Here is a 13,194-nt window from a genome sequence, read left to right as displayed (position 1 = left end):
CATCAGACACTTTACTGTATATAAAACCAGTCTATACTGTATTCAAATACAGATATGTGTTTATGTACAGGAGATTTACCATGCTGGCCCAATTAACTATCAGTAACTTTGCTATTGTGCGTGAGTTAGAAATTGATTTTCAATCTGGAATGACAGCAATTACTGGCGAAACTGGAGCAGGTAAATCTATCGCCATAGATGCATTAGGGCTATGTCTTGGGAGCCGTTCTGATGGCAGCATGGTGCGATTAGGGGCAACACGGGCGGATATTTGCGCGCGCTTCTCGCTAGCAGATACCCCATCAGCCCGCCAATGGCTAGAGAACAACCACCTTGATGAGAGTAACGAATGCCTGCTGCGGCGTGCAATTGGCACCGATGGTCGCTCAAGGGGCTTTATTAATGGAACACCAGTACCTTTATCTCAATTAAGGGAACTCGGCCAACAGTTAATCCAGATCCACGGCCAACACGCACATCAATTGCTGTTAAAACCGGAACATCAAAAGCACCTGTTGGATGCGTACGCAGATCAATCAGCCCTATTAGCCGAGATGAAAGCTGCCTACCAAACTTGGCACCAAAGCTGCCGTGCATTGGCACTTCATCAGCAGCAATCATTAGAACGGAATGCGCGTCGCGAATTATTACAATATCAGTTGAAAGAGTTGAATTCATTTGCTCCTCAAGTAGGGGAGTACGAACAAATTGATGCTGAATATAAACGCCTGGCAAACAGTGGGCAGTTGCTGTCTCTCAGTCAACAGACCTTACAACTCCTTTCGGATGACGAGCAAAACAATGTCCTCAGCCAACTTTATGCTGCCAAACATCAGTTAACTGAATTGGCAGGGATGGATGAGCAATTTAATAATCTGTTGAATATGTTGGAAGAGGCTTCAATCCAAATCAGTGAGGCCAGTGATGAATTACGCCATTATGCTGAACAACTCGATATGGATCCAAACCGTCTCTATGAACTGGAACAAAGGTTATCGCGCCAACTAAATTTAGCCCGAAAGCACCATGTAACACCGGAAGAACTTCCCCTCTTCCATCAACAGCTACTGGATGAGCAAGAACAGCTTTCACAGCAAGAGAATGATCATGAACAACTCAGCAATACGGTAAACACCCACTATAAATACGCTTTAGAAATAGCTAAACGGTTGCACCAAGAGCGCCAGCATTATGCTAATGAATTGGCAGCGCTGATTACTGAAAGTATGCATGAGTTATCCATGCCACATGGTAGATTCACCATCGAAACCCAGTTTGAGCCGGAGCACCTCAGTGCTGAAGGAGCGACACGTATTGAATTTTGCGTTACCACCAACCCCGGCCAGCCACTGCAATCACTGGCAAAAGTGGCCTCGGGAGGGGAACTTTCTCGCATCGCATTAGCTATTCAGGTTATTACAGCGCGTAAAATGGACACCCCAGCCCTTATCTTTGATGAGGTAGACGTGGGTATAAGTGGCCCAACTGCAGCGATTGTGGGCCGTCTGCTGCGTCAGCTCGGTGAATCGACACAAGTCATGTGTGTTACTCACCTTCCACAAGTTGCGGGCTGCGGTCATCAACATTTCTTTGTGAGTAAACAAACTGATGGCACCGAAACCGAAACCCATATGCATCGATTAGATAAAAAAGCCCGTTTGCAAGAGTTGGCGCGTCTTCTGGGCGGTAGTGAAGTGACGAAAAACACTCTGGCAAATGCAAAAGAATTACTTGCCGCGTAGAAAAAGATTAACTTTTTTCCTTTCCTGAGGTCATACAGGTGCCCTGTAAAGGTTTCCAACTGCTGCAAGGTCTATTATCATCGTCATCCTATGCCCTAAAGGAATGTGATTACTATGCGCTGTAAAATGCTGACTGCCGCCGCTGTGATGCTTGCAATGCTTACTGCGGGTTGTTCAACGCTGGAGAAGGTGGTCTACCGGCCTGATATTAATCAGGGTAACTATTTATCACCTAATGACGCGTCCAAAATTCATAAAGGTATGACCCAGCAACAAGTGGCATATACCTTAGGCACCCCAATGCTACAGGATCCGTTTGGCACAAAAACCTGGTTCTATGTGTTCCGCCAACAACCTGGCCATGAGAAAATAACACAACAGACGTTGACGTTGACCTTTGATAGCAGTGGCGTGCTGACTGATATCAAAAACGAACCAACGCTAGCAGGAAATTAATTTATCCGAAGATTGCAGAGCAAATTGAGGGTGTGAATGCTGATCGTAGGCTTTAGGTGTCAATTCTATATTATGCTTATTTAGCCATTCATCAGCACACGTTTTTTCTTCAATAGCAGTCAAGTGCTACAACAAAAATAAGGCGCAGGTGGTGCCTTATTTTTTTGCTAGCTCAGCACGCTGCCGGCGCAGCTCTTTAGGATCAGCAATTAGTGGACGATATATCTCAACCCGATCACCATCGTTGAGCTTATCGCCGAGCTTCACCGGGCGGCTATAGATACCGACTTTATTCCTTTTCAGATCAATATCGGGTCGCAACTCCAGCAAACCCGATACATTTATGGCGTCCTCAACAGTGCTACCCACCTCAAGAGAAACCATGCGCACATATTGGCGTTCAGGCAAAGCATAAACCACCTCAATGCGAATATCAGACACTATAAACCTCTTTAGCTCTTTGGGTGAATGCTTGCACCATATTGCCGGCTAATTCTTTAAATACTTTACCAAACGCCAGTTCAACCAACTTGTTGGTAAATTCAAAATCCAGATGCAATTCAACTTTACAGGCATCTGCACTCAGGGGGGTAAAATGCCAACCGCCCATCAATTTGCGGAATGGCCCATCCACCAGTTGCATATTGATGCTCTGGTTATCAGTCAATGTATTACGAGTAGTAAATGTTTTGCTGATACCAGCTTTGGCGACATCTACGGCTGCCGTCATTTCATTTTCAGTAGCATCAAGCACTCGGCTACCAGTACAACCGGGTAAAAATTCCGGATAAGAACGAACATCATTAACGAGTTGGTACATCTGTTCTACGCTAAATGGAACCAACGCAGAACGGCTAATTTGCGGCATAACATTTCCTGTGAGACATAAAACGCGCAGATAATACCATTTATCCAGCGCCAGACAAAAAATCTGCCAGACATTCCTCACAAAAAATAGAGACAAAATGCACCAGCATCCTGCGGGAAAGGATTTCATTCATCTGCACATACAGTATAATGATCAATATTATGACAAAGAAAAAAGCATACAAACCCGGTTCCGCAACCATTGCGCAAAACAAACGTGCCCGCCATGAATACTTCATTGAAGCAGAATTCGAGGCTGGTCTTTCACTGCAAGGTTGGGAAGTAAAATCTCTGCGTGCTGGCAAAGCCAACATTAGTGATAGCTACGTAACCTTCAGAAATGGTGAAGCATTCCTATTTGGTGCCACCATTACGCCGTTAAACGTGGCATCGACGCATGTTGTCTGCGAGCCAATGCGTACCCGTAAACTGCTACTAAACAAACGCGAGTTAGACTCGCTGATTGGTAAAGTTAACCGCGACGGTTTTACCGTAGTGGCTCTTTCCGTATATTGGAAAAATGCTTGGGTCAAAGTTAAGATCGGCGTCGCAAAAGGTAAGAAAGATCATGATAAGCGCGACGATATTAAAGATCGTGAGTGGCAATTAGACAAAGCGCGCATCATGAAGCACGCAAATCGTTAAGTAACTGGCTTAACAGGACATAGTTCTGTTATACTGGCGAAGTTCTTTGGGGCTGATTCTGGATTCGACGGGATTCGCGAAACCCAAGGTGCATGCCGAGGTGCGGAGGCCTCGTAAAAAACCGACAAAAAAAATAATTGCAAACGACTCGCAATACGAATCTGCTGCTTTAGCAGCTTAATCAGCCTAAGAAACTGAAGGTTCCCTCTCTCCCTAGCCTCCGCTCTTAGGACGGGGATCAAGAGAGGTCAAACCCAAAAGAGCTCGTGTGGAAACCTTGCCTGGGGTTGAAGCATTAAAACTAATCAGGATAGTTTGTTAGTGGCGTGTCCGTCCGCAGCTAACCGGCGAATGTAATGACTGGACTAAGCATGTAGTGCCGACGGCGTAGTAATTTCGGACGGGGGTTCAAATCCCCCCAGCTCCACCAAATGTTAAACCGGTTATTACCAGATAAGTCCGGTGAAGTACGAAGAGCCCGCATCCCACCTAGGTTTGCGGGCTTTTTTGTGTCTGTAGTAGTCCAAGGATATCCGCCTGAAGCCAGAGACAATTGGTATACAAATTGGTATACGCTAAGATAGATACCAATGGACGTATACCAATCAAGGGAAGAACCATACATGGCAAGGACAACACGCCCACTCACCCATACCGAAGTGCAAAAAGCAAAAGCCACCGACAAAGACCTAACTCTCCATGATGGTGATGGCTTATTTTTGTTAGTCAAAACTACCGGCAAGAAAATTTGGCGTTTCCGCTATCAACTTCCCAACAGTAGTAAACGCACAATGGTAAGCCTCGGCGCGTACCCTGCACTCTCTTTGGCTGAAGCCAGAGAGGTACGAACAGAGAAACTGGCAATGTTAGTGCGAGGGGTTGATCCGCAAGCAAGAGCTGATGAGGAAGCCGAAAAACTCCAGATAGCTGAAGAGAGTATTTTCGTAAACGTCGCTCGCAAATGGTTCGAGTTGAAAGAAAGCCACGTTAGTGCCGCCCATGCGAAAGATATTTGGCGTTCTATCGAAAAAGACATCTTACCCAGCATAGAGAATGTCCCCGTTCAAGAACTCAAAGCTCGCGCCCTGATTCAGGTATTAGAACCCATCAAAGCACGCGGAGCATTAGAGACGGTCAGGCGGTTGGTACAACGTATTAACGAGATAATGATCTATGCAGTCAATGTAGGTTTGATTGATGCCAATCCTGCATCGGGTATTGGCAATGCTTTTGAAAGGCCTAAAAAGCAGCATATGCCCACCATACGCCCCGAAGAATTGCCTAAACTTATGCGCACCATAGCCATGAGTAATCTCTCGATACCAACCCGCTGCTTACTTGAATGGCAATTATTGACACTGATTCGCCCTGCTGAAGCCTCTTCAACAGCCTGGTCAGAGATCGATATTGAGAATAAGCAGTGGTGTATACCGGCAGAACGGATGAAGGCAAAGCGCGATCATATCGTTCCTTTGTCAGAACAAGCTTTAGAGCTGCTGGAAATCATGCGTCCAATCAGTGGCAATCGTCAGTACGTATTCCCCAGCCGCAACGACCCGCGTAAGCCAATGAACAGCCAAACGGCAAATGCAGCATTGAAACGTATCGGGTATGGAGGAAAGCTCGTTGCTCACGGTTTACGTTCGATTGCCAGTACAGCAATGAATGAGGCAGGGTTTAATGCAGACGTGATCGAGGCAGCATTAGCGCATAGTGATAAGAATGAGGTAAGAAGGGCGTATAACCGATCAACTTATCTGTGGCAAAGAAGAGAGTTAATGGATTGGTGGGGGAGTAAAGCTTGTGTACGGGGGTGAACAGAAGGCTGAACTAGCAAACAGGATCATGGCAACAGCCAGAGTCAGCCCACAATGGTGTCCGAGAAATCCTATTTTGTAAGCAATAATCCGTCTAATGGATCTAGGATAAATCAGTGTGTTAATTATTCTTCGTGAAGAGGACGTTTGCTTGTTATAATCCTTATGTTTTTGTTATGGGGCACACTGTGAATACTAATCTTTCAATCAAAGCTGTCGACCTCTTTTGTGGTGCTGGAGGCCTGACGCACGGGCTCATCAAGTCTGGTATTAATGTGGTTGCAGGTTATGACATTGAAGAGTCCTGCCGATTTGCCTATGAACATAACAATAATGCTACATTTATTAATCAGGACGTCACGTCATTGAGTGGTGATGAAGTTCTGCGCCATCTGAAAAATGCTGATTATACGTTACTTGCGGGTTGTGCACCTTGTCAGCCTTTTTCAACCTATTCACGAGCGAAGAAAACAACAAAAAATCACCAAGACAATAGGTGGAATCTATTGGCAAGCTTTGGCAGGCTAATTGCCGAAGTCTTGCCAGATTTTGTCACGATGGAGAACGTTCCTGGTTTGGCAGATCAAAAAGTTTTCATCGATTTCCTAGCCCAGTTAAATATGAACGGTTATAGCATTGACTATAAAATTGTTTTCTGTCCTGACTATGGAATGGCGCAAACAAGAAAGCGCTTAGTCCTCATTGCCTCAAGATTGGGTAAAATAAGTTTACCAAAACCATCACGTAAACCTGATAATTACCTTAACGTTGCTGATGTAATCAGCCATCTCCCCAAGATTGGTGCGGGGGATACATGTAAAAACGACCCATTGCATAAATCATCAGTTCTGAGTCCTATCAACATAAAACGGATTAAAGCATCAGTACCTGGAGGATCGTGGATGGATTGGCCTGAAGAGTTACGTGCCAGTTGCCATAAAAAAGACACGGGAAAGACATACATCAGCGTTTACGGCCGAATGTCATGGAATACACCAGCCCCAACTATTACCACACAATGTAATGGCTTTGGAAATGGGCGTTTCGGACACCCAGAGCAAGATCGAGCTATAAGCCTTAGGGAGGCAGCCATTCTGCAATCTTTCCCAGCCGATTACCATTTCCATTCGAAAAATACAAAGCTCAGCGTTGCAACGCTAGCAAAAATGATTGGTAATGCTGTACCGGTTAGATTAGGTGAAATAGTAGGCCAAAGCATCAAATCCTCTTTAGCCCACATCTAAAAATCACTAGGCTATCTTATACCCATTTGCACTGATAAAATTATCATAAGCCTGAATAACATATTTAAGATATTCTGTTACTATATCAATTAGACTCCTAAAATCACTAGCTACATGGTTCTCTCCACATTCAGTAAAAGATAGAGAACCATGTGCTAATTTATTTCGTATATCCTTTATGAGCCGGATTGGGCCTTTATCATCACGAAAAGTTGTATTAACTCTCTGATTTATACTTCTAGGAAGAATAATCTCAATACCAATACTATTGCTTAACCTTTTAATTTCTTTAACATCCCAATTACCTCCACCACCGGGTGGAATTTTAAGCTCAATAGGTCTGACATTGAGAAGTTGATCAAAAAGCTCAAGAGCTTTTTCGAGTCTCTTGTCATTGCTTATTGATTCATATGGTGCAACTACGGACTTAACGTAGAGCTTTTTCATATTTTCGGTTAAAAGTAATAGCTGCCCATCAATACCGTGTGCAGCATGGCGCTCTACAGCCTCGATTAGCATTGATATCGTTGATTCGACCAAATTATAAAGATGAAGATATATACCTGAGTACATAATCTTCTGTTGTCCCGGGTTAATCTGATAAGGAGTTCCAACAACATTGAATACAGCGCCGCCAGAACCAATTGCAAGTTCTATGTTACTAACCAATTCAAAATAACTTTCAATATCAGAAACTCTATCTTGAAATACTTCCTGTACTAATTGCACTATTAGGCCCTCTCAAGTAGAGCATTGCGTATAAAACCAATTCTCCCTAAAAGTCTCTTAATTGCGTTAGCACCATCAGAACGAATTTCTTCTTTAAATGCATTACTATCAAGAATCTCATCTGTTATTTCTTTCGTTATTGAGAGGGTTGGATTCTGCTCGAGTGCCTGGAATGAACCAATAGCGATTGACTCAAATCTGGCTCTTGGTGTTGTCTTGCTACCGACTGTTTTTCTGAAACCTAATCTGAAAGAAGAATCAACGAAATTTAGAACCCGCTCAAATCTGGATCTATACTCTTCAATAAGATGTGGGTTATTAGTAAACTCATCATTCATTCTTTTAATATATCTGAATATAAATGGAGACACATCATCCTTATATCCTTCAAAACCGTCCGAATAAGCGAAAAACCTTGCGACTAGCTCTTCTGATTCTCTCTCTTTCTTCTGTTTAGACGAAACAGGAGCTAATTTTAGGAAAAGTTCATTTTTGGCAAGTTCTGTAACAAAATCCATAAAGTCTCCACGGAGGGCTCCTCTTCTTACCTCGGCAGGGTTAGCCACTTTGCTACCAGTATTAATTCTTTCAAACAAATCAACTCTGGACTCCATGTCCGTATCTTCGGAAAGAATAATCCCGCGAATAGACTTATTCAAAATCTTCCGCTGCCGAGCAAGAGGGAGATCATTAAAACGAGTGTTATTAAGTAAATCTAAACGTTCTAACCCATTTAGAACAAGTCTGTTATTAAGATACTCCTCTAACGTTCTAAGCCTCTGGGAACCATCAACAATCTCCAACATCCCTGTTAGATCATTCATCCAGAAAAAAACAAACGGGATTGGTAACCCAATCAATAATGACTCAATGAACTTACATTTTCGGGGTTCATCCCATGTATATTCTCGCTGGTACTTAGGTACGGTATATTCACCAGCAGCAACTTTTTGTGCAAGTATTTCGACCGTATACTCTGAGGTATAAAAATCTATTTTTTTTGAATATGCTTGAATTTGACTATCAGTCTTTTTTTAATTTTTCGGTATCCATGACATCCTCAGATATATTATTAATGCATGCTAATGAGGTATTCATAGACTTCCAACCATCTATGTAATGCTCACACAGAGCTATGATACCTCAACTCCGACATACCACTATACGCCATTACCAGTCAGTAAATATATATCTGGATGAGTATGAGATAAGATTAAAAAGTATGTTCAAAATGTAATGGTCTAATCATTCCCTATACTTCCCCTTTCATTACTCTTCCTTATTACAGCTTCCAATAACTTGCAGCTATCTCATTCTTGCCGTAATTTCCCCCCTGTAAACTCGCTGTCGATGACAGTCGCCAATGTTTCCAGTATCGGGATTGATACGAATGACCTGAGAGAAACGCCTTCGGGTGGTCATAAAGCCAAAGTCATATGGAATGGAGTGTGGTCTGAGACTGACGCTTTCGAGCGACCACAACATGCTGTCTAAGCTTTAGAAAAACGTTATACCGTCATACATCCGTCAACCCTTGAGAATGGGTGTCACCCATGTGGGTGATTAGGGCTTACTTCTACTAACGAAATGGCTAATAAAGAGCATTTCCTGACCTACCGGTATTGCCTGTCGAGGATACTGTCATGGGTTATCAACCAAGCGAATAACTCGCCTCCGTAGAGCAATGGCCTTCCAAACCGTAGCTCTATCAGTGACAACGCTGTTATTGGCACGCTTAACGCAAGATGCATCACTGCATCTAAAGACTCCTTATACCTCAATTTCTGGTGCGTGCTAAACGTTGCTGGCTGCGCTGTGCTATGCCGCAAGGCATCTGCAAGCGCTGGCCTTGCTGCGTGTGGCTCGTGGCGTCACTTTTACGAGTGAAAGTGACGCCATAGCACAACCCCGCCTCAGCCGTTGAGATAAGCGACTTCACCAATGCGTCATGCATCTGACACCGCTTCAACACGTCAGATTGACCACTTCTACCGGAGTTTGAACCGATACCGAGGCAGGCCCACAGCCTGAGGGGATGACCTGCAATAGCAGGAGGTTGCACCGAGTGCATCACCTAGACCCCGCAATACCTCAACGGCTGCCCGCTCTGGCGCACAGGTATCGTTCAAGGCAGATAACCTGCCATTCCCCATGCGCCAGAGAAATGCAGCTCGTTGACATTGTTTGGGAGAAGTTCGCTATGAGTAAGTTAAGCCGTGAGATGAAAATACTGGCTAAGCAAGCTGGGGGGAGCCATAAAACCGTTCATGACCGTATTCGAATTATGGACAGATTTAGCCGACATTTACTGGCCCTTAATATTCAGGTGCGTGATGTTAAACACCTAAAAGCAAAGCATGTTGAAAGTTATATTGCTGACCGTGTTTCACAGGGGATCGCCAGTCGTTCTCTTCATAACGAAATGGCAGCATTGCGTACCGTTTTCCGATCCGCTGGCCGGGATAAAATCGTCTTATCAGAACGCTTGACCAACAAAGCGTTAGGATTAGGGGGAACCAGCCGTGCCGGCAGCAAATTCGCCATCCCTGAGAAGGTCTATCAAACCGCCCTGCGCACCGCCCAGCAGCAGGACAAAGGATTCGCCTGCGCCCTGCAACTGGCCCGCTTGCTGGGGTTGCGTTCACAAGAGGCGGTGCAATGTGCCAACTCGCTGAAAACATGGCAAAAGGAGCTTGAGCAGAACCACGCTACATTAACCGTGGTGTTTGGCACTAAGGGCGGCCGCTCACGCGAAACCCGTATTTTGGATCGTGAAGCGGTGAAACTGGCCGTCAAAGAAGCACAACAGGTTGCAGAAACACGCGGCGGCAAACTCATTGATAAACCTAACCTGAAAACCGCCATGAACTTCTGGCGCTCCCATACCACCCGCCTGGGGCTAACCGGACACTACTCCCCCCACAGTCTGCGCTATGCCTGGGCGCAAGAGGCTATCAGTTATTACCTCGCCGCAGGATTTACCCGCATTGAAGCCAGAGCATTGACCTCAATGGATCTGGGTCATGGTGATGGCCGTGGCCGCTATGTTGAACGCGTTTATACCCGCAAGGAGGCGTAACCATGTCAGATATTAATTTGATCCGCTTACCTGAAGTGATTGAGAAAATACGACTGAAGAAATCATCAATTTATCATTTGATTAGCCTCAACCAATTCCCCCGCCCAATAAAGTTAGGGCCGCGTTCAGTTGCCTGGATTGAAAGCGAAGTCGACGAATGGGTCATTATCAGACTCAACCAACGCGAGGAGGGTCGCGACTAATGATTTTTTATTTTTTTTCTGGCGGGCGCTTTGCAGTATAATCTCGGCGCTGCGGCAAAATCCGTAGCCGGAATTGGCGTTCCGAACCCTTTGACGGTATCCAAATACATACACAGAATGTACTTGGGTAATGTTCGTGCACACCTGTTGTCTATGGTAGTCCGGGCAAGGCTTTCGAAAGGAAGGCCGGGATCCGTTAGGGCCGGTACGCCAACCTTGTTCGGGCTACCACCCAATGGGCTTGGCGTCTCTGGGGGTAGCTTAATAAACACCCTAACGGAGGCAGCCCAATGGCTACTACCCTTCACTGTCTGTACCCGCAATACGTTCGTACCCATCCGGGGGTGCGCTATGCTGTATGATCCCACCCCCCTTACCTCGGCTGAACTCACCGACCATTGCTGCGCACTGGCTTATGCCATCATCGAACTGAATAACCCTCTCGCCAAAGAATTGCTCATGTTTATGCTGTGGGAAAGGCTGAATATGTTAAGCGAGGAGCTGGAAATAGAGGGGTTAGCAGATGAGTAAATTCATTTCTGAAATTACCCACCAATCACGCCATCACTGGCTGTCTATTCTTACCGCGCTGGACATTCCTGTGCTTCCCGGCGGAAAACATGGCCCTTGCCCGGTCTGCGGAGGTAAAGACCGTTTCCGTTTTGATGATAAAAAAGGACGAGGGACGTGGTTCTGCAACTATTGCGGTCATGGCGATGGTCTGGATTTGGTCACTCTGGTACGGCAATGTGATTTGATTCAGGCCGCCAGAGAAATCTCCCGTTTAACAGACTTAACCCCAACAGCGCCCGCCAAAGAAAGAACTGAACCGCTCCCTCACACCGACATCATACAAAAAGTCACCGCCCTGCTGGCAACCTGTACTAAGGGAACCAGTGATTACCTGTTGCATAAGGGCTTGGCATATCAGGGATTTTTAATGCCCGCCAACAGCGCTAAAAATATCGGCGGGGTGCATTTTAATGTGGGCAGCATGGTGCTGCCATTGGTAGATTTGCGCGGCAAAACTACCGGTGCGCTGTTAATCAACCCTAGGGGAGAAAAACGCTTACTGCCCGACTCGCGGATTAAATCTTCGTTTATCCCCATCACCCACCATGCCCTGTCACAGACAATCATCATTACTGAAGGTTTTGCCACCGGTCTGGTCATATCACGATTTGTCGCCGCTACAGTGGTGGCCGCCATCTCAGCAAACAATCTGACCCATGTTGCAGTGGCACTGCGTGAACGTTATCCCGATGCACAGATTATTCTTGCGGCGGATAACGACGTAACCGACTCTGACCACAATCCCGGCAAACAACAGGCGGAACACGCCGCACTCGCGGTCAATGGGCTGGTGACCCTGCCTCCCACCGGCGATAAAGCTGACTGGGATGATTATCGCCAACAGGTCGGAACGGACACCGCCCGTATCGAGTTTTTCCGCCAACTCTACCATCCCAAGGAATGGATATGAAAATGCCGCTCACTTTGATTGACAATGAACCGGTGCAATTTGCCACCAACCTGCCGTTGCGCAAAGGTTCCGACGGTTATAACACCCCGCAGGATTACAATATCAAGGGCCATTTGCCGAGCAATACGCTGGCCAGCATTTATGGCCCCAGCGGCTCATATAAATCCTTTCTGGCCGTCTCATGGGCTTGCCATATCGCCACCGGCAAGCCGTGGGCCTCGCGGCGTGTGACGCAAGGCTCGGTGGTCTATATCGTTGGCGAAGGCGGCATTGGCGTGCCACGCCGTATCCGTGCATGGGAAATGGAGTTTAACGGTGGCACACCGATTGAATCGCTATACCGCATTGACTGCCCGGTCTTTCCCGCCAGCCCGGAGAGCGTCGAGCAGGTAATTAAAGCCGCTCAGGACGTCACCGCACAAACCGGCTCACCGGTGCGCCTGATTGTGCTGGATACGCTGGCCCGCTGCTTTGGTGGCTCCGACGAGAACGCCGCCAAAGATATGGGCGCATTTATTCAGGGCTGCGATTTTATCAAGGCAGAAACCGGCGCGACGGTGCTGGTTATCCATCACTCAGGCAAAGATTTGGATAAAGGCGCACGCGGCTCCAGTGCCTTTCGTGCGGCGCTAGATGTCGAATTCAATGTGCGTCGTGAGGGCGAAGGCGGCGCACTGGTGCTGAGTTGCACCAAAATGAAGGATTCAGAAGAACCCAGCACACGGGCCTATGACCTCTCGCCGCTCAATCTGTATATCGATAACGATGGCGAAGAAGTTAACTCATTGGTGCTGAGTGATAAAGGGCGTGAAGTCAGCGATGAAGACTCCCCCTACGAGGCCGAACTGGCGGGGATTCAGCGCCTGACGGCCAATCATATCGCGCTGTGGCAATCTATCCGCTCCCGTACCGCCAGTGGTGAGGCCTGT

Annotated in this window: 14 protein-coding genes, 1 other RNA gene and 2 pseudogenes; 13 read left to right on the top strand and 4 right to left on the bottom strand. The window is 46.4% G+C overall.

Annotation, left to right across the window (positions count from 1 at the left end):
• Positions 1-80: 80 nt before the first annotated feature.
• Together recN and bamE are read left to right on the top strand one after the other, a co-directional pair.
• On the top strand, positions 81-1,742 hold the full coding sequence (gene recN, locus YALDO0001_RS13610; protein WP_004703980.1) for a DNA repair protein RecN: 1,662 nt from the start codon (positions 81-83) through the stop codon (positions 1,740-1,742).
• A 114-nt stretch (positions 1,743-1,856) separates the two neighbouring features.
• Entirely contained in the window at positions 1,857-2,198 is a 342-nt protein-coding gene (gene bamE, locus YALDO0001_RS13605; RefSeq protein ID WP_042547999.1) for an outer membrane protein assembly factor BamE, read from the top strand.
• Between the two features lie 156 nt (positions 2,199-2,354).
• On the opposite strand, the gene YALDO0001_RS13600 is transcribed toward bamE, so the two are convergent.
• Positions 2,355-2,639, bottom strand: a complete 285-nt coding sequence (locus YALDO0001_RS13600) for an RnfH family protein (RefSeq protein ID WP_042840070.1) — start codon at positions 2,637-2,639, stop codon at positions 2,355-2,357.
• Complete coding sequence (locus tag YALDO0001_RS13595; protein ID WP_042547997.1) at positions 2,632-3,066, bottom strand: type II toxin-antitoxin system RatA family toxin; 435 nt, start codon at positions 3,064-3,066, stop codon at positions 2,632-2,634. The genes YALDO0001_RS13600 and YALDO0001_RS13595 overlap by 8 nt, the downstream gene beginning before the upstream one ends.
• 161 nt (positions 3,067-3,227) lie before the next feature.
• Between YALDO0001_RS13595 and smpB the strand changes: the two genes are divergently transcribed.
• The 4 genes from smpB (at position 3,228) to YALDO0001_RS13580 (ending at position 6,771) form a co-directional block, all read left to right on the top strand.
• On the top strand, positions 3,228-3,710 hold the full coding sequence (gene smpB / locus YALDO0001_RS13590; RefSeq protein ID WP_042548690.1) for an SsrA-binding protein SmpB: 483 nt from the start codon (positions 3,228-3,230) through the stop codon (positions 3,708-3,710).
• Positions 3,711-3,758: 48 nt separating this feature from the next.
• Positions 3,759-4,140, top strand: a transfer-messenger RNA (tmRNA) gene (ssrA, locus tag YALDO0001_RS20275).
• Between the two features lie 193 nt (positions 4,141-4,333).
• Complete coding sequence (locus tag YALDO0001_RS13585) at positions 4,334-5,527, top strand: integrase domain-containing protein (RefSeq protein ID WP_004703975.1); 1,194 nt, start codon at positions 4,334-4,336, stop codon at positions 5,525-5,527.
• Between the two features lie 176 nt (positions 5,528-5,703).
• A complete protein-coding gene (locus YALDO0001_RS13580; RefSeq protein WP_042840069.1) occupies positions 5,704-6,771 on the top strand; it encodes a DNA cytosine methyltransferase in 1,068 nt (355 codons plus the stop codon).
• 6 nt (positions 6,772-6,777) lie between these two features.
• On the opposite strand, the gene YALDO0001_RS13575 is transcribed toward YALDO0001_RS13580, so the two are convergent.
• The gene (locus YALDO0001_RS13575; protein ID WP_004703973.1) at positions 6,778-7,500 is read right to left on the bottom strand and encodes an MAE_28990/MAE_18760 family HEPN-like nuclease; all 723 of its coding nucleotides are present in this window, start codon (positions 7,498-7,500) and stop codon (positions 6,778-6,780) included.
• Positions 7,501-7,502: 2 nt separating this feature from the next.
• Positions 7,503-8,462, bottom strand: coding sequence for a DUF262 domain-containing protein (locus YALDO0001_RS13570; RefSeq protein ID WP_084742739.1), 960 nt, complete (start codon positions 8,460-8,462; stop codon positions 7,503-7,505).
• Between the two features lie 963 nt (positions 8,463-9,425).
• Here YALDO0001_RS13570 and YALDO0001_RS22405 point away from each other — a divergent pair.
• The 7 genes and pseudogenes from YALDO0001_RS22405 to YALDO0001_RS13540 form a co-directional block, all read left to right on the top strand.
• Positions 9,426-9,678, top strand: a pseudogene (locus YALDO0001_RS22405) (hypothetical protein).
• 22 nt (positions 9,679-9,700) lie between these two features.
• A complete protein-coding gene (locus YALDO0001_RS13565) occupies positions 9,701-10,579 on the top strand; it encodes an integrase domain-containing protein (protein WP_004703970.1) in 879 nt (292 codons plus the stop codon).
• A gap of 2 nt (positions 10,580-10,581) precedes the next feature.
• The gene (locus tag YALDO0001_RS13560; protein ID WP_004703969.1) at positions 10,582-10,782 is read left to right on the top strand and encodes an AlpA family transcriptional regulator; all 201 of its coding nucleotides are present in this window, start codon (positions 10,582-10,584) and stop codon (positions 10,780-10,782) included.
• Positions 10,783-10,812: 30 nt separating this feature from the next.
• Positions 10,813-11,052: pseudogene (locus YALDO0001_RS21995) on the top strand (ash family protein); the annotation flags it as partial.
• An 81-nt stretch (positions 11,053-11,133) separates the two neighbouring features.
• Positions 11,134-11,313, top strand: coding sequence for a hypothetical protein (locus tag YALDO0001_RS21990; RefSeq protein WP_004703968.1), 180 nt, complete (start codon positions 11,134-11,136; stop codon positions 11,311-11,313).
• Positions 11,306-12,265: a primase-helicase zinc-binding domain-containing protein gene (locus tag YALDO0001_RS13545; RefSeq protein ID WP_042840066.1), complete on the top strand. Its 960-nt coding sequence runs from the start codon at positions 11,306-11,308 to the stop codon at positions 12,263-12,265. The genes YALDO0001_RS21990 and YALDO0001_RS13545 overlap by 8 nt, the downstream gene beginning before the upstream one ends.
• Positions 12,262-13,194 (top strand): helicase RepA family protein (locus tag YALDO0001_RS13540; protein ID WP_042840064.1); only part of this gene is annotated, 933 nt, incomplete at its 3' end. The genes YALDO0001_RS13545 and YALDO0001_RS13540, both read left to right, overlap by 4 nt.

It is taken from the genome of Yersinia aldovae ATCC 35236 (assembly GCF_000173735.1).
GTDB lineage: Bacteria > Pseudomonadota > Gammaproteobacteria > Enterobacterales > Enterobacteriaceae > Yersinia > Yersinia aldovae.
The sequence above is the reverse complement of the archived record's forward strand: the minus strand, read 5'-3'. Positions and strand labels throughout refer to the sequence as shown.

Bases quoted from the DNA above. Each gene is read 5' to 3' on its own strand.
- YALDO0001_RS13585 (WP_004703975.1), top strand. From the start codon at position 4,334: ATGGCAAGGACAACACGCCCACTCACCCATACCGAAGTGCAAAAAGCA.
- YALDO0001_RS21990 (WP_004703968.1), top strand. From the start codon at position 11,134: ATGCTGTATGATCCCACCCCCCTTACCTCGGCTGAACTCACCGACCAT.
- YALDO0001_RS13580 (WP_042840069.1), top strand. From the start codon at position 5,704: ATGGGGCACACTGTGAATACTAATCTTTCAATCAAAGCTGTCGACCTC.
- YALDO0001_RS13545 (WP_042840066.1), top strand. From the start codon at position 11,306: ATGAGTAAATTCATTTCTGAAATTACCCACCAATCACGCCATCACTGG.
- recN (WP_004703980.1), top strand. From the start codon at position 81: ATGCTGGCCCAATTAACTATCAGTAACTTTGCTATTGTGCGTGAGTTA.
- YALDO0001_RS13595 (WP_042547997.1), bottom strand. From the start codon at position 3,066: ATGCCGCAAATTAGCCGTTCTGCGTTGGTTCCATTTAGCGTAGAACAG.
- bamE (WP_042547999.1), top strand. From the start codon at position 1,857: ATGCGCTGTAAAATGCTGACTGCCGCCGCTGTGATGCTTGCAATGCTT.
- YALDO0001_RS13565 (WP_004703970.1), top strand. From the start codon at position 9,701: ATGAGTAAGTTAAGCCGTGAGATGAAAATACTGGCTAAGCAAGCTGGG.
- YALDO0001_RS13560 (WP_004703969.1), top strand. From the start codon at position 10,582: ATGTCAGATATTAATTTGATCCGCTTACCTGAAGTGATTGAGAAAATA.
- smpB (WP_042548690.1), top strand. From the start codon at position 3,228: ATGACAAAGAAAAAAGCATACAAACCCGGTTCCGCAACCATTGCGCAA.